Annotated in this window: 12 protein-coding genes; 2 read left to right on the top strand and 10 right to left on the bottom strand. The window is 60.5% G+C overall.

The window, feature by feature from the left end; translation table 11 throughout:
- Positions 1-6 precede the first annotated feature (6 nt).
- Positions 7-903: a DUF2950 domain-containing protein gene (locus tag C8K63_RS29395; RefSeq protein ID WP_108219886.1), complete on the top strand. Its 897-nt coding sequence runs from the start codon at positions 7-9 to the stop codon at positions 901-903.
- 16 nt (positions 904-919) lie between these two features.
- Here C8K63_RS29395 and C8K63_RS29390 read toward each other — a convergent pair whose 3' ends face one another.
- From C8K63_RS29390 to C8K63_RS29345, 9 genes are all read right to left on the bottom strand, one after another.
- Positions 920-1456: a GNAT family N-acetyltransferase gene (locus C8K63_RS29390; protein ID WP_108219885.1), complete on the bottom strand. Its 537-nt coding sequence runs from the start codon at positions 1454-1456 to the stop codon at positions 920-922.
- Positions 1457-1899: 443 nt separating this feature from the next.
- Positions 1900-2496: a hypothetical protein gene (locus C8K63_RS30425; RefSeq protein WP_158273970.1), complete on the bottom strand. Its 597-nt coding sequence runs from the start codon at positions 2494-2496 to the stop codon at positions 1900-1902.
- Positions 2497-2865: 369 nt separating this feature from the next.
- A complete protein-coding gene (locus C8K63_RS29375; protein WP_108219883.1) occupies positions 2866-3216 on the bottom strand; it encodes a copper-binding protein in 351 nt (116 codons plus the stop codon).
- Positions 3213-6371 carry an efflux RND transporter permease subunit gene (locus C8K63_RS29370; protein ID WP_108219882.1) on the bottom strand — a complete coding sequence of 1053 codons (3159 nt, stop codon included), beginning with the start codon at positions 6369-6371 and terminating at the stop codon, positions 3213-3215. The genes C8K63_RS29375 and C8K63_RS29370 overlap by 4 nt, the downstream gene beginning before the upstream one ends.
- On the bottom strand, positions 6368-7852 hold the full coding sequence (locus C8K63_RS29365; protein WP_108219881.1) for an efflux RND transporter periplasmic adaptor subunit: 1485 nt from the start codon (positions 7850-7852) through the stop codon (positions 6368-6370). The genes C8K63_RS29370 and C8K63_RS29365 overlap by 4 nt, the downstream gene beginning before the upstream one ends.
- Positions 7849-9105, bottom strand: coding sequence for a TolC family protein (locus tag C8K63_RS29360; protein WP_108219880.1), 1257 nt, complete (start codon positions 9103-9105; stop codon positions 7849-7851). The genes C8K63_RS29365 and C8K63_RS29360 overlap by 4 nt, the downstream gene beginning before the upstream one ends.
- 99 nt (positions 9106-9204) lie before the next feature.
- Positions 9205-9546, bottom strand: coding sequence for a hypothetical protein (locus tag C8K63_RS29355; RefSeq protein WP_108219879.1), 342 nt, complete (start codon positions 9544-9546; stop codon positions 9205-9207).
- 273 nt (positions 9547-9819) lie between these two features.
- Complete coding sequence (locus C8K63_RS29350; RefSeq protein WP_108219878.1) at positions 9820-20634, bottom strand: peroxidase family protein; 10815 nt, start codon at positions 20632-20634, stop codon at positions 9820-9822.
- A 298-nt stretch (positions 20635-20932) separates the two neighbouring features.
- Complete coding sequence (locus tag C8K63_RS29345; RefSeq protein ID WP_108219877.1) at positions 20933-21277, bottom strand: hypothetical protein; 345 nt, start codon at positions 21275-21277, stop codon at positions 20933-20935.
- 78 nt (positions 21278-21355) lie between these two features.
- Here C8K63_RS29345 and C8K63_RS29340 point away from each other — a divergent pair, with 78 nt between their 5' ends.
- On the top strand, positions 21356-22852 hold the full coding sequence (locus C8K63_RS29340) for a sensor histidine kinase (RefSeq protein WP_108219876.1): 1497 nt from the start codon (positions 21356-21358) through the stop codon (positions 22850-22852).
- 63 nt (positions 22853-22915) lie between these two features.
- Here the strand turns inward: C8K63_RS29340 and C8K63_RS29335 are convergent, their stop codons facing one another.
- Positions 22916-23608 carry a response regulator transcription factor gene (locus tag C8K63_RS29335; protein WP_108219897.1) on the bottom strand — a complete coding sequence of 231 codons (693 nt, stop codon included), beginning with the start codon at positions 23606-23608 and terminating at the stop codon, positions 22916-22918.
- Between the last annotated feature and the right edge of the window lie 470 nt (positions 23609-24078).

Genomic DNA, 24078 nt, shown 5'->3' with positions numbered 1-24078 from the left:
GGGATCATGGGCTTGCTCCCTCATGTCCTGGCGATAGTTGCCGGCTTGTTGTGGTCGTGCATGGCGACGGCGCAGCAGGCCTTTGCAACGCCAGAAAAGGCCGCTGAAGCCTTTGTCGAAGCACTGGGCACGGAACACTCCGACCAGGCACGCCTGACGGAGTTGCTGGGCAGTGACTGGCACACTTACATCCCCCGTGAAGGCGTGCAGCGCGAAGATGTGGATGCGTTTTTGCAGCAATACCGCGAGCGACATCACATAGAAAACTCCAGCGAGCGCAAGGCGATCCTGGCGGTCGGCAGCGAGAACTGGACACTGCCCATCCCCATGACAAAGGACGCCGGCGGTTGGCGCTTCGACCTCAAGGCCGGCAGTGCCGAGATCCGTGCCCGTCAAATCGGCCGCAATGAACTGGCCGCGGTGCAATCGGTGCTGGCCTATCACGACGCCCAGATGGACTATGCGTCAGTCGATCGAGACGGTGACGGCGCACTCGAGTACGCGCAGAAAGTCTTCAGCACCCCTGGCAAGCACGATGGACTTTATTGGGCGCAAGACGACAGCGGCCAGATCAGCCCGCTGGGACCTTCGTTCGGCAAAGCCATTGCCGACGAAGAGTGGCATGGTTATCGCTTGCGCATCCTCGATGGCCAGGGTCCTTCGGCGCCGGGTGGCGCCTACAGCTACCTCATCGGTGACAAGATGAGCCGCGGCTTTGCCTTGATCGCCTGGCCGGCGAAATACGATGACACCGGGGTGATGAGTTTCATGATCAGTCATGAAGGACAGGTGTTCGAGAAAGACCTGGGGCCCGGTGGTGAAAAACTGGCGCAATCGATGAAGCGCTTCGATCCGGATGACAGCTGGAAAGAGGTGGCTGAAGATCAAGCACCGCAGGAGTGACCGGGGTGTCACCGACCTACTGCCGACGCTCGGAATCGCTGGCGGATCTTATCTGGATCATCAGGACGAATCGGTCTTCGTTCCCCCTATTTTCGTTACAGGAGGGTTGTTCCAGTTGGAATCCGCAACGATCAAGGACTTTTCTTGAACCCAGATTTTCCTTGTAGGCAAAGGCAACCAGTTGCGTAAGCCCCCAGCGCGTCTTTGCTTCCTGTATCAGATGCCTCAGCGCCAGTGTCGCCAGCCCCCGCCCGCACGCGCTCTGAGCAATCCGATAGCCGACTTGCGCAGTACCCGTCGATGAGTCGATGCTTTTCAGATTGGCTCGCCCCACGATTCTTTGACTGGAATCCTCGATGACAAACGGGTGCCAGGCGCCAATGGCAAAATCGGACAAATAGCTTTCGATATGATCGGCGACACCCTGTAACGAGTAAAAAGCCGGGGCGCGCGCATCAATATGGGACTCGAACCATTCACGGTTAAGGACTTCGAATGCCAGCAACGCTTGAGCGTCAGTCTTTTTCAGCTCGCGAACGCTAAACGATTCCATTCATCACCTCTGCCGAGTCTTGTGCCGAAAGGGCCCAAGTTTATCTCATACCTGAACAACCTTGCCGGGCCGAGCAATCCCCCCTCTCGAAGCCGAACAGCTTGCTCATCACTCGTGAAGGCGACACGATTTCGAAAAAAAGTCGCAAGCCCCGCTACGCTTCAGGGCTTGCGACTCTTTGCCATACGTCCCTCAAGCTCCCGGGACGTTTTCTACGGTGAACGTGCAGGTTTAGTTCTCTACCTCAACCGCGTCGATATCCGGGGCATCCAGGGCCGCAGCCACAGCCGCTCTGGCTTCCCTCGCCTTGGCTTGGGCAGCCTCTCTGACTGCGTTCACCTCGGCTTTGACGGCGTCCTGGGCTGCAGCTACGTCGGCTTTGGCGGCGCCCTGGGCTGCAGCTACGTTGGCTTTGGCGGCGTCCCGGGCTGCAGCTACGCCAGCTACGCCAGCAGCTTTTGCAGCGTCCCGTGCTGCGTCCGCATCAGCCCTGGCGGCGTCTCTGGCTGCATCCGCGGCATCGTTGTCACGCGCATTGCCGGGACCTCTATTCCCGGCCATGCCACCATGGTCATCGTCGTTGTCATGCGCAATGCCGGGGCCTCTATTCCCGGCCATGCCACCATGGTCATCATCGTTGTCATGCGCAATGCCAGGGCCTCTATTCCCGGCCACTGCGCCATGGTCAGCATCGCCGCGCCCCGGGCCGCCATTGCCTGCAGCGCCAGCGCCTGCACCGCCATTGCCCGCCGCACCAGCACCAGCACCGCCATTGCCTGCAGCACCATGACCTGCACCGCCATTACCTGCAGCACCAGCACCAGCACCGCCATTGCCTGCAGCGCCCTGACCGCCGCCATCTCCATGGCCGCTACCAGCGTTACCGCCTCCACCGTCACCGCCGTGGCCACCGTGACCACTGCCTCCGGAACCACCACCGCCGTGACCACCGCCGCCTCCGCTACCGCCATCTTTGGCATATACGCTGGAGAACATACCGATGTAGTCGGGTACCAGGGCAGTCGATGCCGACAGGACACCGCCGATTGCCAGAGCCAACAAAGTTTTCTTGAACAGCATGATGTACCTCCGCTTCGCGTTGCGTCGTCCTCTCCGTATCGAACGCATTGTCCAGTGAGTTCCCGGCCGCCCACGGGAGCGGCCGGCCAACCGGCATGGTCATAACTGTGCAGCGACCACGAGCGAATGCGGTATCCGCACGATCCCTGAGAGCCGGTTGGCATCATTGAGTGGGAAGCATTCCCACAGTTTTGTTGGATAAATGCATTCTGCCCGAGTTCAACAACAGAGCATCAGGACCGACGAATGGATTGCGCAAGACTTCAACCTGACCCGAATGGTTAAAACCGGCACGACGATGGGTGCCGTTCACGGGCAACATCAGTCCGTCATTTCTTTATGGACACAATCGTGGCTCTACCGCCCTCCAGCCGAAAGGAAAACGATACATGGTCTCCAACCTCCAGCCCTTTGAGCTGATCTTGCGCCACTGAAAAGGCCATGGTCATCGGCGGCCACTGCACCGCTGGAACGGCGCCATGAGCGAGGGTCACCGCATGCTTCGCAGGATCGATCGCCTTGATCGTACCCTCGGCGCTGGCGACAATAGCCGGCTTCGATTCCTGCTTCATTTCCATTTCGCCCATACCTTCCATTTTCATTCCTGGCATATCCTGCGCATAGGCAGAAAGCGACAACACCAGGGCGGTGCTTGCGACTGCAACAAGGGTCAGTTTCATACGATCTTTCCTTTAAGTGTTTGAGGTTCGATAGTGAGCTGCCGACGACGCATCAAGCGGTAGGCTGCCGGAATGACAAACAGGGACAGCAAAGGTGCCGTGACCATACCGCCGACCATGGGTGCGGCGATGCGGCTCATCACTTCACTGCCCGTACCGCTGCCCAACAGGATGGGTAACAGGCCTGCAATGATCACGGCCACGGTCATGGCCTTGGGGCGAACCCGCTGCACAGCACCTTCACGAATCGCCGCCACCAGTCCGCGCTCGGAGCAGTCGCCGAGGTCTTCACGCTCGGCCCAGGCATTCTTCAGATAGAGCAGCATGATGACGCCGAACTCGGCAGAAACACCGGCCAAAGCGATAAAGCCGACTCCGGTGGCGACTGACAGATTGAAGCCCAACAGATAGAGGAACCATGCCCCGCCAGTCAATGCGAATGGCAGAGTGGCCATGATCAACAAAGCTTCGTCGAATCGGGCGAACGTCAGGTAGAGCAGCACGAAAATGATCAACAGCGTGGCCGGCACCACCAGTTTGAGGCGAGCGTTGGCCCTTTCGAGAAACTCGAACTGCCCGGAATAGCTCAGGCTCATGCCCGGTTGCAACTTGACCTGCTCACTGACGACCCGGCGCAGGTCAGCGACTACCGAGGCAATATCCCGCCCCCGCACATCGATGTACACCCAGCCGGAAGGCCTTGCGTTCTCGCTCTTGAGCATCGGCGGACCGTCGCTGACTTTGATCTTCGCCACCGTGCCCAAGGTAATCTGGCTCCCCAATGGGGTGTAGATCGGTAGTTGCTCGAGGGCGCCAAGCGAGTCACGCCACTCACGGGGATAACGGACGTTGATCGGGAAGCGTGCAAGCCCTTCAATCGTCTCCCCGACGTTTTCACCGCCAATGGCGCCGGCGACGATCGACTGCACATCGGCGATGTTCAGCCCATAACGGGCGGCGGCCTTGCGGTCGATATCCACGTCGATATAACGGCCGCCGGTCAGGCGCTCGGCCAGGGCCGAACTGACTCCCGGCACGTCCTTGGCCACGCGTTCGACCGCTTGGGTGACCGCATCAATTTCCGTCAGGTTGGTACCGGCAACTTTCACGCCGATGGGGCTCTTGATCCCCGTAGCGAGCATATCGATGCGGTTACGAATCGGCGGTATCCAGATGTTGGTCAGACCGGGCACACGCACCACACGGTCCAGTTCCTCCACCAGTTTTTCCTGGGTCATGCCTGGACGCCATTGCTCATGTGGTTTGAACTGGATCGTGGTTTCGAACATTTCCAGAGGCGCCGGATCTGTCGCGGTTTCAGCGCGACCGGCCTTACCGAAAACGTGTTCGACTTCTGGCACGGTCTTGATCAGGCGATCAGTCTGTTGCAGCAGTTGCGCCGCTTTTTGTGCCGACAATCCCGGCAGTGCAGAAGGCATGTAGAGCAGGTCGCCCTCATCCAGCGGTGGGAGAAACTCACCACCCAAGCGCGACAATGGCCATAGCGCACTGACAAAAACCAATAGCGCCACCAGCAAAGTGATCTTTGGTCGACGCAAGACCGCGTCCAGAGCCGGCTGATAGAGCCGGATCAACCACCGGTTCAACGGGTTCTGTTGCTCACCGGGAATTCGCCCCCGAATCCAGTAGCCCATCAGCACTGGCACCAGGGTCACCGACAATCCCGCCGCTGCGGCCATGGCATAGGTCTTGGTGAACGCCAACGGACCGAACAGCCGTCCTTCCTGAGCTTCCAGCGTGAACACTGGAATGAACGACAACGTGATGATCAACAGACAAAAGAACAGCGCTGGCCCGACCTCCGCCGCCGCTTCGGTCATCACATGCCAATGGCGCTCACCCTTCAATTCCTCTCCTGGGTTGGCCACATGCCAAGCCTCGACTTTTTTATGGGCGTTCTCGATCATCACCACGGCGGCATCGACCATGGCGCCGATGGCGATGGCAATCCCGCCCAAGGACATGATGTTGGCGTTGATGCCTTGGTGGCGCATGACGATGAAGGCCATCAGCACCCCGACCGGCAGCGAGATAATGGCCACCAGGGATGAGCGCAGGTGCCAGAGGAAGATCCCGCACACCAACGCGACAACGATGAACTCCTCGATGAGCTTGTGGCTGAGGTTTTCCACGGCGCGGTCGATCAACTTGCTGCGGTCGTAGGTGGTGACGATTTCCACTCCGGCCGGCAGGCTTTTCTTCAACTCGTCGAGCTTGGTTTTGACTGCGGCAATGGTCTCGCGGGCGTTCTTGCCGCTGCGTAGAATCACCACGCCACCGACGGTTTCACCCTCACCGTCGAGTTCGGTGATGCCACGACGCATCTCTGGCCCCAGCTGGATCGTGGCCACATCACCAAGGGTCACCGGCACACCACCGGCAGCGAGCTTGAGCGGGATACCGCGAAAGTCATTCAGGGTCTTCAGGTAACCAGAGGCTCGGACCATGAACTCGGTTTCGGCCATCTCCAGCACGGCACCACCGGCTTCCTGATTGGCCTTGCCAATGGCCTCGGTCACCTGCGCCTGGGTGATGCCCTGACTGGCCAGTTTGAGCGGATCGAGTTGCACCTGGTACTGCTTGACCATGCCACCGACGGTGGCCACTTCCGCAACGCTCGGTAAAGTCTTGAGTTCGAACTTGAGAAACCAGTCCTGTAATGCGCGCAGCTGCGCCAGATCATGTCCACCGGTGCGATCCACCAGGGCGTACTGATAAATCCAGCCCACCCCAGTGGCATCAGGCCCCAATGCCGGTTTGGCACCGGCGGGCAGGCGACTTTGGATCTGGCTCAGGTACTCCAGCACCCGCGAGCGGGCCCAATACATATCAGTACCGTTTTCGAACAGCACGTACACAAAGCTGTCGCCGAAAAAGGAATAGCCGCGCACCGTCTTGGCGCCCGGCACCGAAAGCATGGTGGTGGCCAACGGGTAGGTCACCTGGTTTTCGACGATCTGCGGCGCCTGGCCCGGATACGGGCTGCGGATGATCACTTGAACATCGGAGAGGTCCGGCAGCGCATCGATGGGCGTGCTCTGCACCGACCAGACACCCCAGGCGGTGACGAAGAACGTCGCCAGCAGCACCAGAAAGCGGTTGGCCACTGACCAGCGGATAAGGGCCGCAATCATGGCTGCCCCCCCAGTTTTTCCAGACGCTCAACGCGCAAACCATCATCGGTCTGGCTGACTGATACTCGAACCTTGTCGCCCGACTGGAGCCCCTGCATCAGCGCTGGATTGGCGAGCGCAAAGGTCATGGTCATGCCGGGCATGCCTAGCGTCTTGAAAGGGCCGTGGGCGAGCGTCACGTCTTTACTATTGATTTCGACGATTTGCCCCTCGGCCTCATGAAGGGCAGAGGCAGCGGTTGGAGATGCCGGCATTTCCAGCGTGCTGGCGACGATGCCCTTGAGGCTGGCCTCGGAGTCGAGCAGGAACTGACCGGAGCTGACCACCTGTTGACCTTCTTGCAAGCCTTTCAATATCGCCGTTTTGCCGTCGTTTTCCTGCCCGACTTGCACCTCTACCGGGTGGTAGCGACCCGCGTCTTCGACGAGCATCACCAGCGTGCGTCGGCCAGTGCGGATGACCGCTTCGCTCGGCACCCACAACACACTGTGCTCGGTCGTGTGGTTCAGGCGCACCTGCGCCGACAATCCGGGCCTGAGACGCCCGTCAGGATTGGGCAGCTCGACGCGTACGCGAACGGTACGGCTGTCCACATTAGTTTCGGGCAGAATCGCACTGACCGTGCCGCTGAGCACGGTCCCCGGGAAGGCTGCAAAGCGTGCTTCGACGGTCTGGCCGACGATGATCGACCCGGTCTGCGACTCTGGAACGGCCACCGCCAGCCAGACGCTGCTCAAGCCATTGACACGAGCCAGCGTCTCGCCGGCGGCCACGGTCATGCCCGTTCGGACATCCAACTCTTGCAGCACACCACTGATGGGGCTGGTAAGGGTCAAGATCGGCTGAACCTTGCCGCTACGCTCTACCTGGGTGATCAGCGTTGCCGGCATCCCCGTGAGGCGCATCCGTTGCCGTGCCGCCGCCAGCAAGCCAGCATCGCCATTACGCTTGAGGGCGAGAAATTCTTCCTGGGCCGCAGCCCATTCCGGTACCAGGATATCCGCCAATGGCGCATTGGCCTTGAGCACATCGCCAGGCGCATGGGCATACACCCGCTCGACAAAACCTGCGGTACGTGTCTGGATCACAGCAACATCCCGCTCGTTGAACGCCAGCACGCCGACCACGTCCAGGCTGGAAGTGAAGACGCCATGGGTAACAGTTGCCAGGCGCAGTCCCAGATTCTGAGTCAGTCCCGGGTCGATGCTGATGGCGCCGCCGGTGGTTGCACCATCCGCGTATTGGGGTACCAACTGCATGTCCATAAAGGGCGATTTGCCCGGTTTATCGAACTTTTGCTGCGGGACCATCGGGTCGTACCAATACAGCACCTTGCGTTCGTCTTGCATCTTGGGACTCTGCTCGGCAGCCGCATCAGGCATTGCGTTGATGCGTTGCTGAGAGAACCAGTAACCGCCAGCGATCCCCAGGGCAACCGACAAGCCAGTCAACACAGCCGTTTTCCAGATTCGAGTGTTCATTGGCTGGGTTCTCCATAGTTGAAATACAAACGCGCGTTGGTCAGCGCTCGCTGCTCTTCGACGTCGATTTGTTTGAGGCGGGCCTCGATGAGTTCACGTCGGGCCGCGATGACCGGCGCCAGGTCGCCTTTGCCAGCGCGGTAGCTGGCCATGCTCAGTCCGACCTTTTCCTTGGCCAGTGGGACCAGGCTGTCCTGACCGCGGCGCACGGAACGGTTCAAGCGTTCATAGTCGGCCAGGTCTGCCTCCAATTGCTCGGTGCGCTCGCGTGTCTGGGCTTCGCGCTCGGCTTCCAGTTGATTGAGCTCGGCGTGTTTGGCGGCGATCCTGGGATTTTGTCGCGAGCCGGGGAACAGCGGCAGATCGAAAGTGAATTGCACGCTGACCATGTCACCGAACTCCCGCCCGCGGCGTTGGTAATCGAGTTCCCAGCTCCAGTCGGACTGCTTTTCCGCCTCGGCTTCACGCACCTTGGCTTGGGCTTCGCGGGTCATCGGTGTGAAAGCCGCCAGCGCGGGATTTTGCTGCAACTTATGGGCATACCCTGACGTATCGACGGGCCATTGCGGCAAGCCACCCGTTAGCTCGTCATTGGCCGCCGGACCAATCCAGCGCTTGAGGGTCGCACGGGTCTGCGCCCGCAGGCGGATCAGGTCGTCCTGCTGTTCCGCCAACTGCGCAGCCTCCTGTTTCGGCGTGACCGCATCGGCAGGTTGGGCACGGCCGCCGGCGATCTGGGCGCGAACGGTATCGGTCAGCAGGCGGTTTTCTTTGTAGAAGTCCTGGAACAGCGCATCTTTGCGCTCGACCGAGTAGCTGCTGATCCAGGCCAATGCCGTGGATTGACGTACGTTCAATCGCGCAACCCGACGCTCTGCCGCAGCTCTATCAATGGCCGCATCGGCGACCTCAACGCGTGCTTTGCGTTTGTCGCCGTTGGGCATCTCTTGCCTGACCCCGACCATTTGCATGGTCATGAAGTCGTCGTTGATGCTCCAGCGATCCGGGCCGCCGATGGGGTAGTTCTGCACACCTGCCAGCAACTTGGGGTCAGGTAATTCACCCGCTGGAATAGCCGCACTGCTGGCAGCCTGGATCTTTGCATCTTGTGCAGCCAGCGATGGCGCATTGGTTTCGGCCAGCCGCAACGCTTCATTGAGCGTCAATGCGCCAGCCAAGCTCGGCAATGCCAGTACGCTTGCCGCCAGACCGGCCACGAGGGACCGACCTGTGCAATAGCACTTGGAGTTCATGTTTACGATTCCTGTGATCATCCACTGCACGCGTCAAAAGACATGCGCACAGCTATGCCATCCTGCTAAAACGGGATGAGGCTCAATGGGGAACAGGAATCAAACGCGAGGCGGTCGCCATACCCCGGATGGGGTCGGTACAGGCATGGAATCGCTGGAAGAGGAAAGCACTACAGGGCTGAACAACGTGACAGGAGGCTTGCCGATCGAGACTTGCAGCATACCGCCAGTCTTGCATTCCTGGCCCGGTTTGCAGGGTTTGCCGTGCTCGGTCGGGCTTTTCATATCGTTGCAGCAGTCCATCCCCATATCGTCCATCATCGCCATGCCCATCGTCTTCATCGGGCAAGGTTCTGTCGGTGCCTGAACGCCCGCCATCCCGCTGAGGGGAAGCGCCAGGCTAATCACGAAAATGAGGCAAAACCGCAGGTAGCGTTTCATGGGGTTGGAGTGTAGCCGTCAGAAATAGTACTAACAATCAATTGAGCACACGCTCTCGGTTGCCTTGCGCAAGGCGCCGATTGCGCGAGATATCAGCGAATCCAGATTAAGCCAGCATTACTGACACAAATTGCAAGGTGATCCTGTTCACAGGCAATGCTAACGCTGCTGCCCCCCGATAACTAATGGGCATTTGATTGAAAAGAGAAAGGGAGGGCATCCATGCCCTCCCCTCTACTGTTCCGCCCTCCTGCGACGGTACTGACCAGGACCTCAGACGACCAGAATGAAGTCCGTCTGATCAACGGCCGCGCTGCTGACACCCACCAGGCGGATGGAGTCCGTTCCAATCCCAACCACCGTGTCCGCCCCGTCAGCCGTTATGCTCACGTTGGTCGCGAACACCGCGCTGGTGACCCCCATCCCCCTGATATCGAGCAAGTCCTGCCCTGCGCCCGGATTGGCTCCGAAGTTCAGGATCGTATCGGTGCCGAAGCCTGGGGCAAACGCGAAGATATCGTTGCCGGCGACGCCGCCACTCATCACGTCGTTACCTGCTCCACCGACGAGGACGTCATTACCCGCCCCCCCCGCGATCGTGTTGTCGAGCGCGTTGCCGGTGCCCGCAAAGTCGCCGCTGCCGCCGAAAAACAGGTTGTCGACGTTGGCACCCAGGACGTAGCTCCCGAGCGAGGTCCAGACCGTGTCAATACCCTCGCCGCCAAGCTCGGTCACCACGTCCCCAGGGTCGGTGACTTCGTAGACATCGTTGCCGACACCGCCGGTCATCGTGTCGGCACCTGCGCCACCGATGATGAGGTCGTTACCTGCGGCACTGACGAGGATGTCATTACCTGCCCCCCCCGCGATCACGTTGTCGAGCGCGTTGCCGGTGCCCGCAAAGTTGCCGCTGCCGCCGAAAAACAGGTTTTCGAGGTTGGCACCCAGGACGTAGCTCCCGAGCGAGGACCAGACCGTGTCGTTACCAGAACCGGCGAGCTCGGTCACCACGTCCCCGAGGTTGTCGACTGTGTAGACATCGTTGTCGACGCCACCGACCATCGTGTCGGTACCTGCGCCACCGATGAGGATGTCGTTACCTGCGCCACCGACGAGGACGTCATTACCCGCCCCCCCCGCGATCGTGTTGTCGAGCGTGTTGCCGGTGCCCGCAAAGTCGCCGTTGCCGCCGAAAAACAGATTTTCGACGTTGGCACCCAGGACGTAGCTCCCGAGCGAGGTCCAGACCGTGTCGCTGCCGGCACCGGCGTTCTCGCTCACCACGTCCCCAAGCTCGGTGACTTCGTAGACATCGCTGCCGCCACCGCCAGCCATCGTGTCGGCACCTGCGCCACCGATCAGGACGTCGTTACCCGCACCACCCACGAGCGTGTTGTCGAGCGCGTTGCCGGTGCCCGCAAAGTCGCCGCTGCCGCCGAAAAACAGATTTTCGACGTTGGCACTCAGCGTGTAGCCCGAGAGCGAGGTCCAGACCGTGTCGTTGCCCTCACCGCCAAGCTCGGTCACCACGTCCCCGAGATCGGTGACTTCGTAGACATCGTCGCCCACACCGCCGGCCATGGTATCGGCACCCGTCCCCCCGATGAGCATGTCATTGCCTGCGTCACCATTGAGGATGTCGTTACCGCCCAAGCCGCTCAGGATGTCGTTGCCAGCACCTCCGCTGGCCAAGTCGTCGCCTGGCGTGCCGGTGTATATGTCATCACCGGCGGTACCGACGAACAGTTGGCCGACCACTGTCGTTGCGGCAGAAGTGACCCGCTCGAGTGTGCCGAGGTCATCGACGTAACTCGCGACGACACGCAATTGCTGACCGGTCTGCGCCGAGCTGGGCGTGAAGGTCGTGCCCGTCTCCCCGACGATGTCGGTAAAGATCGCACCGCTCCCCACCTGCCACTGATGGGTAATCACCGAAGTCGTGGTCCCGTTGGCGTCGGTGAACGCATCCGTGGCGGTCAAGGCAAAGCCTGGCGTCGGAGTCGTATCGCTGATCAGCACCGCTCCAACCGGCAGGACATTGACGGTGCCGGTACCGGCCGGCGTGATCGGTGCGGTCGGCGCCGAGAACACCTCCTCCAGCACGCCATTGGCGTCCTTGTAGACCGCCCTGACGCGCAGAGCCAGTCCGGTTGGCACGACGAGTTGCGGGATAGCCGGCACGGCGCCGATGAGGGTCGCCGGTGGTGCGACCATGAATTCCGTGCTCACCGTGACGGTCGTGCCCTCCGCGCGCGCGGTCTCGCCGGCGGCAAAGAAGGTGACGTCTTGGAAGACGCCCGAGCCCGGGCTTGGTTCGAACTGCCAGAAGAAACTGATGGGGCTGGTGATCGCGCCGCCGGTCGCAGTATTGTCGGCATCAGTGATGTCTGCCGCCGATACCGTCAGCGTCTGTCCGACAGCCGGCGTAGGATCGTCGATCCTCAGCGAACCGACTGGCGCCGAGTTCAAACCGCCCAGCACGATCGCCTGATCGGAGAACTGCAACCGCTCGATATTGCTGAGGGTGTCGATCCCGTCCCTGCCAGCGACACTGTCGGTGACCGTAACGGTGCCGTTGACGTTTTCGACCACGGTGTAATCCGCAAAATTGCCGGAGTACAGCGCCGTATCGAAGTCAGGACCGGGCGCCGTCAGGATCTCGCGGACGATCTGGAGCTGGCCGGGGTTATAGGTGCCGTTCAACATGAGCGGGACCAAGGGCGTCATGCTGTCGAAGGTGGCGATTTCCGGCCCGGTGCCATCGATGTTCTGCCGCACGCTGATGCGCACGTTGAGCCACTTGTCGCCGTCGATGAGGTCATCGCCGACACGGCCTTCGATGACGTCGCTGCCGGCACCACCCAGGATAATGTTGCCCCCGTCGAACTTATCGTCTGCGGTACCCACGATGCCGTCAGCGCCAGCAGCAGCGGCACCAACGAACGCCCGCAGACCACTGATGAGGTCAAGGTTGGTGAGCACACTACCCGTGGCGCCAGCGATAGCGAGCGTTACCGCGGTGGAATCATCGCCGATGAGGAAATCGGCGTGTGCCGATCCTGACAGCCCTTCCACCAGGTCCAACCGGGCAAGGATCGACGCGGTGGAACCGGGCACCGCCGGCTGATCGAAGAAGCGCTGACTGGAGTTGAGGCCAATGGTCACGCCGACCGGATCATCCTTGTAGGTCGCCCAGTCGTAACCGGAGAACCCGATGTAAACATCCGCCTCGCTGGGGCTGCCGACCATGATGTCATCACCGCCTTCCCCGTCGAAGTTGTCCGGTCCGCCATCACCCATGAAGACATCGTTGCCAATGATCTTATCGTCGCCGAATGCGTCGAAGTTGTCGCCGGCAGCGCCATCGGCAGATCCGTTCTGGATCCAGTCGTCGCCTTCGCCGCCGCGCGCGAACTCGTTCGCCTTGCTGCCGAGGATGAAGTCGTTGCCCAGGCCGCCACTGCTGTCGGCCGCGTCCTCGCCGGTGATGATGAAGTCCTGGCCGGCCTGGCCGAGGATCAGGTTCAGGCCGTTGCCGGCCTGGATGACGTCGTTGCCGTCCTCGCCGTGGATGACGTCGTCGCCGCCGATGTCGGTGATGATGTCGTCACCGGTACCGCCAAGGAGTTGGTCGTTACCGTAGCCGCCATCGATCCGGTCGTTACCGGCATCGCCGTAGACCGTGTCATCGTCCGAGTCGCCGGCAATGAGGATATCGTTGCCGGGCGTGCCGCCGAGCACGACCGTATCGGCACCGGTGTAGTGCAGGTAGTTGGTATCCGGGCCCACTGTGCCGGGGTTGTCGCGGATCACCAGCGGTGTGAGGAAGTCACTGCGTGGTGAGCCAATCGGATGGTTCGACGGGCCAAAGGGATCGGCGGTGACTGGCAGATCATCGATCGTGCCGACGATGCCGTCGGGCCCGGCTACCACACTCGGGTTGTACTGACGCGTCTGGTCAGTTTCCAGGATGAAGGACGGCGTCAGGAAAACCCTGGCCGAGAGGTGTGTTGCGTCGGTATTGGCCATCACCAGAGTGGCGAACGTGTTGTTCTCAAGTTCCGCGCCAAAGTCCATCGAGGCGGTGCGTTCCAGATAGTAGAAGCGGTCGCCGTCCTGGAGTTTCTCCATCTGGTTCTCGAAGACGAAGTTGAAGGTCGAGCCGAGCATGCCGCCAAAGGGCATTTTCTCCTCGGCCAGCCCGCCAACCCAGAAGTCGACGTTGTCCAGGCCGGTGATGGTCACGTCGTCCGCGGTGTTCAGAATACCGTCCGCACCGGCGGTGCTGGCCCAGGCTCCCGTGCTGTTCAGGAAGTCGACACGGTCAGCCGGTGCAGTCGCGCTGCCTAACACCAGGTCCGCAGCCGCGGCGCGCTTGTCCGCCAGCGTGAGGGCGCCGGTGATGGTCGCGTGCGTGCCGTAGGCGGCGATGAAGTTGATCAGCGATTCCGGATGCTTTATGTGCTGCACGAAATCGGCCCAACTGGTGTAAGGCTTGAGCTCTGCGTCGCCAGTAGGCAGATAGAACTCCCGCCGCGCCGCGTTCAGCGACGGAATGCCGGTATCGCGGCCGCGCGCCAGGTTGATGGCGGGCAGATCGAGCGGCAGGCCCAGCAGGTTGTTGCGCAGGGCTTCGGTGACGAACTCGTCAATCTCGTTGCCCACCTGACGGGTCACGCCGCGCACGATGGCACCGGCCGCCTGTTCCGGAGTGGGGCCGCTGCCCGCGAACGCGATCGGGTTGAGGAAGGCCTGAATCAGCCCGATATCGCTCGAGGCGAAGTTCGGATCCAGCCGGTCGACCTGCTCCAGCAGCATCGAGTGCCCGAAGCGATAGACGGTGTGCGCGAACTCGGCAACGATGCTCGGATCGATCGCGGTGTCGTACACCTGGCCTGGGGCGAAGAAGGGATCGACCATCGGCTGGATCGTACGCGCGAACTCCTCGAACACCAGGTGCTGGTACTGCATTTCGGTGCCGAACTTCGCCGTCTGGAACAGGCGCTCGCCGTTCCAATCAAGGGTCGTGGTGTCGACGGGAACGGCAGTGACAGGCGTCAGCAGCCACTCGTTCAGGAACGACACGTCGCCGCTTGCCGCTGTCGCCAGGACCACCGCCATGGTGTGATCGACCAAGCGGTTGTGCTCATGGTGAAAGATGGAATGGACGGTGGTCAGGCCGATGTTCTCGTTGACCCGACCGTCGCCGGCAATGTAGTGCGCGTCCAACAGTTCGTTGTCGTAGAAGCCCGGCGCAGGCGTACCGCCAACAACAGTGTCCACATCGGGCAGGAGTGCTGCGCCGGTCACGTCGTCGATCGGAACGGCGGAGTGCGCGATGTCGTTGAGGAAGGCATGACCGGTGCGTACGGCATCGACCAGGCTGATGGGCGCCGCCGGATTGCCTTCAACCAGCACATCGTCGGCCGTGCCGGCAATGCCGTCCGGACCCACCATCACCACCTGAGGAAAACCGTTCGGACCCTTGATGAAATTGCCGTAGGCGTCGGTCGCCAGCAATGGCACGTTGTTGAAATCGGCATCGGTGAGGTCGATCCCGAGCAGGTCATGAGCTTGCGCCTTGACCACCTTCCAGGTGGCCATGCCGCCGATCCCGACGTCGTCGGCCGTGCCGAACACGCCATCGGCGCCCAGATCACGATTTTCGATCAACTTGCCGGTGGCCACCGGGTCGCCGGCTGCGTTGAGCTCATAGGCACGCAGGAACACCTGATGCGAAGGATGCGAGCTGTAGGTCTGGTTCTGGTCGACAAACGGCGAGGTGGTGTTGCTGTTCTCGTGGATGTCGTCGGCCGTGCCCAGAATGCCATCGGGGCCGGGCTGATTGGTGGCGCGCGTCAGCACCATGAAGTTGGTCGGGCTACCGGGCACGAACAACGGATCATCCGGCTGCAGCGGAATGAACACGGTGCCCGAGCCGCCCTTGGTGACGAGGTCCAGGCCATGGTCGAAAAACTGGCCGAAGAAAGTCATCCATTGGTTGAAGGGCGCGGTCAGGCCCGCGTCGGTGCTCACGTTCGAGTTGAAGAAGGTCTGGAACGTCGTGCCGTCGGTGCGGGTTCCGGTAATCACCTGTGAGCCGACTTTCAAGACATCGTCAGCCGTGCCAAGGATGCCATCCAGCCCCGGATCGAAGGTAGCCGCGACCGCTGCCGGGTTGCTGGCGGTCTGGTCGACGATCAGGTTGCTGATGGTGCGCGGCTGCGAGTCGTTCACCAGGCCGCTGGTCTGGGTGTAGCTCGTGCCGGCTTCGGCCGTACGGAAGTCCGGCGTGGTCAGGCGCGGGAATACGTTATCGGCGGCACCGAACTCAGGATGGAGCAGGTTGTTGTCCGTCCCTTCGACCGTGCGCAATCCGTACGGCACCCGTATGTTCGGCAGCAGAGTAACCAGGTTCTCACCCGCCGCGTGGTGTTCCGCGATCTTGATCTGGTCAAGGATGAACGCCAGGTCCGATTGCGTGTAACGCACACCGTTGCTGGGGGCAGTGGTCTGCGGATCGATCAGCGAAGGCGCCGCCGCGGGGGCCGGCACGCCGGCCACTACGGCCGTGGTCGGTGCCGAGAATACCTGCTCGGTCACGCCATTATCGTCCGCATAGATGCCTTTGACGCGCACTGCCAGGCCGGCAAGATCTGCCGTCACCGTGAGAGTGGGCGCGTCCGCTCTTGTAAATCCGATACCGATGCGGCCTGGCCCGAGGATGATGTCCTCGAAGACGCCCGAGCCCGGTGCCAATTCAACCTGCCATATGTAACTGATGGAATTGTTGATCCGCCCACCCGCGTTGTCGGCATCGGTGATGCCTGCCGCCGACACGGTCAGCGTCTGGCCTACGGTCGGTGCGGTGTTATCGACCGTCAGTGCGCCCACAGGCTCGGCGTTGACCCCCTGCACGAGGACCACTGCCTGATCGGAGAACTGCAGCCGCTCGATGTGGGTGAGACGGTCGGTTTCTTCCTTGCCGACATTGTCGGTCACGGTGACGATGTCGGTGGCGGCGATATCGAGGGGAACGGCGGGATCGACGACGATGCCGTTGACGGCGATCGTGTAGTTCGCCAGAGGGCCCATGAAGTTGACGGTGTCGAACGCAGCCCCGCCTACGGATGTACCGGGCAGGATTTCGCGCACGGCGACGAGCTGGCCGGGATTGAAGGTGCCGTTCAGCATGAGCGGGATCAGGGGCTCCATGCCGTCGAAGCTGGCGATCTCCGGCCCGGTGCCATCGATGTTCTGCCGCACGCTGATGCGCACGTTGAGCCAACTGTCGCCGTCGATGAGGTCGCTGCCGCCACGGCCTTCGATGATGTCGCTGCCATCGCCGCCGAGGATGATGTTGCCCGCGCCGAACTGATCGTCTGCGGTACCCACGATGCCGTCGGGGCCAGCAGCAGCGGCGCCGACGAAGGCCCGCAGGCCGCTGACGAGATCGAAGTTGGTGAGAATGCTGCCCCTGGCCGTGAAGTTGGCGATGATGGCCGCGTTTTGATCATCGCCGCGCAGGAAGTCGGCGAAGGCCGACCCCGACAGGCCCTCCACTTCCGCGAACCGGTCATAGACCGCATCGGCCGATTGCCCCACCGCGCCCACGATATTGCCCGCGGCATCGGCCACCGGGTGATACGGACTGAAGAACGGGGTGACCATGTCGACGGTCACGCCGAACTTGTCATTCTTGTAGGTGGTCCAGTCGAACCCGGACATGCCATCCATCTTGTCCTGAGCGTCGCTGGCGACGAACACTTCGTCGCCGCCCTCGCCGATCATTTCATCGAATCCGCCTTTTCCGATGAAGATGTCGTTGCCAGGTATATCGTCGGTTAATGTTGGGCTATTGTTGTCGCCGACCGCACCGTCCTGGGTGCCCCCCTCGATCCAGTCATCGCCTTCGCCGCCCTGCGGCGACAGGTTGACTTTGGCGCCGAGGATAAAGTCGTCGCCTGTTCCGCCGAAGATCGTCGAGATGTCTTCGGTAGTGATGACGAAGTCTTTGCCCGCACCGCCGAGGACCAGATTGCTGCCGGCCAGGGTCGAGTTACCGGCCTGGATGACGTCGTTGCCGTCTTCGCCGTGAATGGTGTCGTCGCCGCCGATGTCGGTGATGATGTCGTCACCGGTGCCGCCGAAGACATTGTCGTTGCCGTAGCCGCCGTCGAGCCGGTCGTTGCCGGCGTCGCCATAGACGGTGTCGTCGTCCGAGTCGCCGGCAATGAGGATATCGTTGCCGACCGTGCCGCCCAGCACGACCGTATCGCCGCCGGTGTAGTGCAGGTAGTTGGTATCCAGGCCCACTGTGGCGGGGTTGTCGCGGATCACCAGCGGCGTGAAATGGTCAATCCGTGGTGAGCCGATCGGGTGGATCGACGGGCCAAAGGGGTCGGCGTTGGCGGGCAGGTTGTCGGCGGCCTCATTGACTGGTGTCAATGGATTGTCGACCAGTATGCCATCCGGGCCGGCCACCACACTCTGGTTGAACTGGCGCGTCGGGTCGGTTTCCAGGGTGAAGGCCGGCGTCAGGAATATGTTAGCCGACAGGTGTGTTGCATCGCTGTTGAGCATCACCAGATTGGCGAACGAATTGTTCTCAAGCTCAGTGCCGAAGTTGAGTCCCGCGGTGCGGGCCAGGTAGTAGAAGCGGTCGCCATTCTGCAGGTTTTCCAACTGGGTTTCGAAGACGAAGTTGAAGCTCGAGCCCAGCAGGCCGCCAAAGGGCATCTTCTCTTCGGCCAGGCCGCCGATCCAGAAGTCAACGGCGTCCAGGCCGGTGGTGGTCACGTCGTCTGCGGTGTTCAGAATACCGTCCGCACCGGCGGTGCTGGCCCAGGCGCCGGTACTGTGCAGGAAGTCCAGGCGATCGGCCGGCGCCGTGGCGCTACCGAGCACCAGATCCGCAGCCGCGGCGCGCTTGCCCGCCAGCGTCGTAGCGCTAGTGATGGTCGAGTGCGTGCCGTAGGCGGCGATGAAATTGATCAGCGACTCCGGGTGCTTCATGTGCTGCACGAAATCGGCCCAGCTCGTGTAGGGGGTCAACTGGCTATCGCCGGTCATGTGGTAGAACTCGCGCCGCGCCGCGTTCAGCGACGGGATGCCGGCGTCGCGGCCACGCGCCAGGTTGAGGGCGGGCAGGTCCAGCGGCAGGCCGACCAGGTTGTTGCGCACCGCATCGGTCACGAACTCATCGATCTCGTTGCCGACCTGGCGGGTCAGGCCGCGTACAATGGCGCCTGCCGCCTGCTCAGGGGTAGGGCCGCTCGCAGCAAATGCCAGCGGATTGAGGAAGGCCGCGATCAGGCCGGTCTGTTGATTGCCCGGATCAATCGGATTGCCGTCGCCGACGACGTTGAAGTTGGGATCGAAACGATCGACCGTCTCCACCAGCATCGAGTGGCCGAAGCGAAAGACCGTGTGCGCGAACTCGGCGACGATCGACGCGTCGATCGTGGTGTCGTTGCCCATGGGCGCCAGGAAGACGTCCACTTGCGGCTGGACGGTGCGCGCGAACTCCTCGAACACCAGGTGCTGGTACTGCATCTCGGTGCCGAACTTGGCCGCCTGGAACAGCCGCTCGCCGTTCCAGTGCAGGGCCGCGATGTCGGCCGCCGTGACCGGCAACGCTGCCAGTTGGGCGTCGGGCATCAGCCACTGGTTCAGGAAGACGAGGTCGGCGGAGGCCAGCACCGTCGCCTTGGTCTGATCGACCAGCCGGTTGTGCTCGTGGTGGAAGACGGAGTGGACGGTGGTCAGGCCGATGTTCTCGTTGACGCGGCCATCGCCGGCGATGTAATGCGCATCCAACAGCTCGTTGTCGTAGGTGCCGGGCGCTTGCGGGCCACCAATGACGGTGTCCGCATCAGCCGTCAGGCCACCGGTAGGGTCGGCGCTGTGAGCGATGTCGATGAGGAACTGGTGACCGGTGCGCACGGCGTTCGTCAGGCTGATGGGGGCGGCCCGGTTACCTTCGACGAGTATGTCATCGGCGGTGCCGGCAATGCCATCCGCGCCCTTCATCACGACTTGCGGCAGGCCGTTGGGCCCCTTGATGAAGTTGCCATAGGCGTCGGTCGCCAGCAGCGGCAGATCGAACACATCCGCATCGGTCAGGTTGATCCCGAGCAGATCATGGGCCTGAGCCTTGACCACCTTCCAGGTGGCCATGCCACCGATTTCGACGTCGTCGGCGGTGCCGAACACACCATCGACACCCAGGTCACGATTGGTGATCAGCTTGCCGGTGGCGACCGGATCGCCAGCGGCGTTGAGCTCATAGCCGCGCAGGAATACCTGATGCGAGGGATGTGAGCTGTAGGTCTGGTTCTGGTCGACAAACGGCGAGGTGGTGTTGCTCTGATCGTGGACATCATCGGCGGTGCCGAGGATGCCGTCGGGACCGGGCAGATTGGTGGCCCGCGTCAACACCATGAAGTTGGTCGGGCTACCAGGCACGAACAGTGGATCGTCGGGCTGCAGCGGAATGAACACCGTGCCCGAGCCGCCCTTGGTGACCAGGTCCAGGCCGTGGTCGAAGAACTGGCCGAAGAAAGTCATCCAGGCGTTGAAGGGCGCGGTCAGGCCCGCGTCCGGCGTGATATTAGGGATCTGGAAGACAGAAACGTCGTCGGCGGTGCCGAACAGGCCATCCAGACCGGGGCTGGTGACCACCTGTGAACCCGGATTGGCCGCTGCTGCCGCGACCGCCGCCGGGTTATTGGCGGTCTGGTCCACGATCAGGTTGCTGATGATTCGCGGCTGCGCGTCGAAGACGGCACCGCTGGTCTGCAGGTAGGAGGTCGGCGTGGTTCCGCCAGGATCAGTGGGGCCAAAGAAGCCGACCGGCTGGACCTGCGCGGTATTGAACACCGGCGTCGTCAAGCGCGGAAAGAAATTGTCGGCGGCACCGAACTGGGGATTGGCCAGGTTGTTGCCGAAGCCGGAGACGGTGCGCAGGCCGAAGGGTACTTCTACGTTCGGCAGCATGTCCACCAGACTCGCGCCTGCTGCATGCCGTTCGGCGATGAAAATTTGTTCAAGAATGAACTCGAGATCGGACTTGTTGAAGCTGGCCATGGCTGTTTCCTCGATGCTTGACTGATCAGGAAACCACACGCATAAAACACCGCTGCAAACGCGTGGTTTAGTGTTGAACCCCATAAACAAAAAACAGAAATTGAACGACGGGACCTGATTTCACGGCCATACGAAGCCCTTACTGAATCGCGTGCGATCAGCAGTGCTCAACTGAGGATCAATTCCCCATGACAACCGTAACTACAGGCGGGTATTGCGCCTCAAGGAGGCGACGGCCCATGAACACGGGTTGGATAGATGGCGTAACTTACTAATGGCCCCGTCACGTATCGGGGCTCTATGCATCTGTCCATGTGGCTCTCTCGGGCATAGGGGGCTTGTCACAGATGCCACACATCCAGCGATCAGAGTCATTGGCCGGAACAGGCTCGCGAAGATCGCCATAGTCCGGGAGTTCCTGAGGGGTGATGGCACGGTTCTGCGTCCATGCGGCTTCATCAACAAGCCTTTTATCCATGAGCAAACTGGCATCGACTACAAATTGACTAGTCTGTATTGGAGACGGGTTCCACACGCCTGATGGCGGAGTCAGGAAATCATTACTATTGGTAATAACTCCCGGCTGCTTTTGCCGGAAATAGCGATTACCCGGATCGATCGAGAATCTTTTTAAACTATTCATCGCCCCTCCCGCCCTCAACCTCAACCTCAACTGCTAGCTTTACACTCCATTGAAAATGAGTATTGAAGGGCTACCCGGATGTGTACAGAGACGAAAGCCCAGCCAAATTCTGAGACCTTGGTCAAAGAATCGGATCAGACCTTGGTCGAATCAAACGCTGGCCAAACGTCCAGTGACGCAGTGCCCGGGAGGCAGATCACCGGTACGAAATTGCGCCATTTAAGCCGCTCAACCCAGTTCGTCATCTGCGCCACAATAATTCTGGGTTTGACCATGACGCTCGTTGGAAACCTCGTAAGCCAGAGTATCGAAGAGGCAACGGTTCAAACGGCGGCAGAGACGGGCGCGCGTTATATGCAGAACTTTCTCGAACCTTACGTCCAGGGATTGACCACAGCCAAAGAACTCCCCGATGAAACGATTCAGACCATTGATCAGTTGCTGTCCAGCACCTCGCTGAGTACACATGTCGTCTCGGTGAAGATCTGGCTTCCAGACGGCACGATTGCCTATAGCACCGACAAATCCGCGGTCCAGAAAAAATTTCCGACAGAGGAGATCTCACAGGCGCTGACAGGCAAGATCTATACAGAACTGGACAATGATCTTGAGGATGATACTGACGATGCTTTTGAGCGAAGCCTGAATATTCCGTTCTATGAAATTTTTGCTCCACTGCGCGAAACGGGTACTGGAAAGATTGTTGCGGTGGGTGAGTTCTACGAAACCGCGCAAGCGCTACAGCGCGAAATCAATAACGTTCGCCAGAAAGTATGGGCGATTGTTGGTACAGCAACGATGGCCATGCTTTTGTTGTTATTTTTTATCGTTCGGCGTGACGACAAGATCATAAAGCAGCAGGAAACAGCACTTGAATGGCGAATGCAGGAGCAAGCCAGGTTGCACTCAAATAATGCCGCCCTTCAGCTTAAAGTCACTACAGCCAATCGCGAATTCTCAAAAATCAATGAACTTACGCTTCGTCGGATCGGGGCAGATCTTCATGATGGTCCTGCTCAGATGTTGTCACTTATTCTCCTTCGCCTTGAAGAGCTCGAAGATTCGCAAGGCGCCTCGGATGGGGAAGTCCTCGACATGATCAGACGTGCCGGCGAGGATGCTTTAAACGAAGTTCGGGAGATTTCACTCGGCCTGGCACTTCCGGAAATCAATGATCTGAGCCTGCACGATGCGCTGGTATTGCTTGCCGAGCGGCACGAAGAGCGAACCGAGACGCGAGTCGAACTGAAGCTTGATACGCTTGCGGACGATGTACCGATAGCGCATAAAATTTGTATTTACCGCTTCGCCCAGGAAGCATTGAACAATGCCTATCTTCACGCCGGAGGAAAAGGCCAAAAACTCAGCGCCTCTCATTCCGAAGGGCTACTGCAAGTGCAAGTCGAGGATGCAGGAGTGGGTATTTCAACCGAAAAACCGAGCGTGCCAGGTCGAGGCAGGACTCATCTGGGCCTTGTCGGCATGCGCTATCGCGTCGAATCCCTCGGCGGAATATTCATCATTGAATCGGCGCCCCATGCCGGAACCAAAGCCAGGGCGCAGTTCAGAATCTGATCACCCGTGCAAAAACGATCGTCGCCCCCAGGTAACCGGAAACGTTTGTGGCTCGTAGCTTGTCTAGCCGTTGTCATTCAAGTCGCGGCGTTGAAGAGCGCCACATAAGCCAGGTATATGGTCACTCTCCCAATGCCGTCTCACGGCTGCGACGGCCTGCGTCCGGTTACGAACCCGTAGCTTGTACATGACATTCGTCATGTAGTGCTTGATGGTCTTCTCGCAGAGCTCAAGCTTGATAGCCACCTCGCGGTTAGTCAGGCCCTTCGATACCTCCCGGATAACTTGTTCTTCGCGATGGGTCAGTTCGACCTTTTGCTTATCACCCGCGTGCTTTCTGAAACTGCCCAGGAGCTTGCTGGCAAGCTTGGGTGTAATGAAGGTTTCACCACCGGCGACCTGTCTGATGGCTTGTACAAGTTCACGACCGCTTATGCCTTTCAACGCATACCCCTGCGCGCCTGCTTCGAGGGCGGAATAGGCGTCCTCGATGGACTCGGATACCGTCAGCATCAAAACCTTGACTGCCGGCGAAGAAGCTGAGATCGCTCGCACGGCACCAAAGCTATCGCCCGGCATATTGACATCCATCAGCAAAACATCCGGAGCAAAACGAGCGGCAATTTCCAGGGCATCATCGGCAGACCCGCCCTGCCCGACCACCTGAAAGTCAGCTATTTTCCTCAGCGCCATCGTGACCCCATCCCTTAACAGCGGGTGATCATCAACGATGCCAATCTTGATCATGGAACTCATAAGAACTCCCCATAAGAGCCGATGGAGCTGCATGGTGGTGTCGCACGTTTCATTTTTCACCCCCCGCGCCATACCCGATCCGGCAAACCCAGCCGCCTCCAAGATGTCCGGGACGACAGCTGTTGCGGGTATCCAGGGGGCTGCAACTTATGAGCCATTTCAATAGGGCGAAGATAAAATTCAAATTAATTAGCACGCTGTTTCCGAGTGCTTCAAGCGAGAGAAAGAGTGAGGGGGGGAAATTCCTCAAAAACTGGGTGGTAAACGCCCGGTTGGGTGGGTGTAATGCCCCACTTATGGAGATACCGACCGCTTTCGCTCGGGGCTGATGGCCCTGAGGCGACCGGTTGAATCCACGGCCAATACCCGACAATTCCCCTGGCTCGATAGCTGGCGTTTTCGCTCCACGTACTGTCACAACCACCGCGCAAAAATCCGTCATGACATGTTATGACCTCCTGCAAAATCGG

The organism is Pseudomonas sp. GV085 (assembly GCF_003050925.1).
Lineage (GTDB): Bacteria > Pseudomonadota > Gammaproteobacteria > Pseudomonadales > Pseudomonadaceae > Aquipseudomonas.
Note: the sequence above shows the minus strand (reverse complement) of the source record. Positions and strands in the feature narration are given on the sequence as shown.

Coding starts and splice junctions, on each gene's coding strand:
- C8K63_RS29395 (WP_108219886.1), top strand. CDS start 7: ATGGGCTTGCTCCCTCATGTCCTGGCGATAGTTGCCGGCTTGTTGTGG.
- C8K63_RS29390 (WP_108219885.1), bottom strand. CDS start 1,456: ATGGAATCGTTTAGCGTTCGCGAGCTGAAAAAGACTGACGCTCAAGCG.
- C8K63_RS29375 (WP_108219883.1), bottom strand. CDS start 3,216: ATGAAACTGACCCTTGTTGCAGTCGCAAGCACCGCCCTGGTGTTGTCG.
- C8K63_RS29370 (WP_108219882.1), bottom strand. CDS start 6,371: ATGATTGCGGCCCTTATCCGCTGGTCAGTGGCCAACCGCTTTCTGGTG.
- C8K63_RS29365 (WP_108219881.1), bottom strand. CDS start 7,852: ATGAACACTCGAATCTGGAAAACGGCTGTGTTGACTGGCTTGTCGGTT.
- C8K63_RS29360 (WP_108219880.1), bottom strand. CDS start 9,105: ATGAACTCCAAGTGCTATTGCACAGGTCGGTCCCTCGTGGCCGGTCTG.
- C8K63_RS29355 (WP_108219879.1), bottom strand. CDS start 9,546: ATGAAACGCTACCTGCGGTTTTGCCTCATTTTCGTGATTAGCCTGGCG.
- C8K63_RS29350 (WP_108219878.1), bottom strand. CDS start 20,634: ATGGCCAGCTTCAACAAGTCCGATCTCGAGTTCATTCTTGAACAAATT.
- C8K63_RS29345 (WP_108219877.1), bottom strand. CDS start 21,277: ATGAATAGTTTAAAAAGATTCTCGATCGATCCGGGTAATCGCTATTTC.
- C8K63_RS29340 (WP_108219876.1), top strand. CDS start 21,356: ATGTGTACAGAGACGAAAGCCCAGCCAAATTCTGAGACCTTGGTCAAA.
- C8K63_RS29335 (WP_108219897.1), bottom strand. CDS start 23,608: ATGAGTTCCATGATCAAGATTGGCATCGTTGATGATCACCCGCTGTTA.